Here is a 489-nt window from a genome sequence, read left to right as displayed (position 1 = left end):
AGCGGCGGGAGGGGGACCGCGGGCCGAGGGCGGCGTAGCCGGCCGTAGAGCGCGTGGTGGAGGGGGCGAGCGGCCGCTTAGACCTGCCCGCCGCGTTCCAACGCCGCGATCTTCAGGGTGATCTCGTCCATGACGCCATGGATGTCCCGATAGACGCGCGAGGCCGAAATTCGGAGGACTTGGACACCCTGCCTCGCCAGCCAGCGGTCCCGGGCCGCGTCCTTGAGTTGCGCCTCGTCGTCCCAGTGAGTCGACCCATCGATCTCCAGAGCCAACCGGAACCGCGGGCAGTAGAAATCCAGAATGGTCGCGCCCAACGGGTGCTGCCGTCGAAAGGTCGGAAGCTTGCCGCCGCGGCCCCTGAGACGTGTCCAAAGGATGATCTCCGGCTCGGTCATGGCCTTTCGCATCGCACGGGCGCGGCTGGCGATCACGGTTCGTCGCAAGGCTATGCCGGCCGCTTGCCCCCTCCACCCCCCGCTCTTCAGT

General features: G+C 68.3%; 1 protein-coding gene. It reads right to left on the bottom strand.

The features are described 5' to 3' along the window. Nucleotides 1-77: 77 nt before the first annotated feature. The gene (locus AX721_RS06045; RefSeq protein ID WP_255373638.1) at nt 78-434 is read right to left on the bottom strand and encodes an endonuclease domain-containing protein; all 357 of its coding nucleotides are present in this window, start codon (nt 432-434) and stop codon (nt 78-80) included. Between the last annotated feature and the right edge of the window lie 55 nt (nt 435-489).

This window comes from Phenylobacterium sp. CCH9-H3 (assembly GCF_001557235.1).
Classification (GTDB): Bacteria; Pseudomonadota; Alphaproteobacteria; order Caulobacterales; family Caulobacteraceae; genus Phenylobacterium.
The sequence above is the reverse complement of the archived record's forward strand: the minus strand, read 5'-3'. Positions and strand labels throughout refer to the sequence as shown.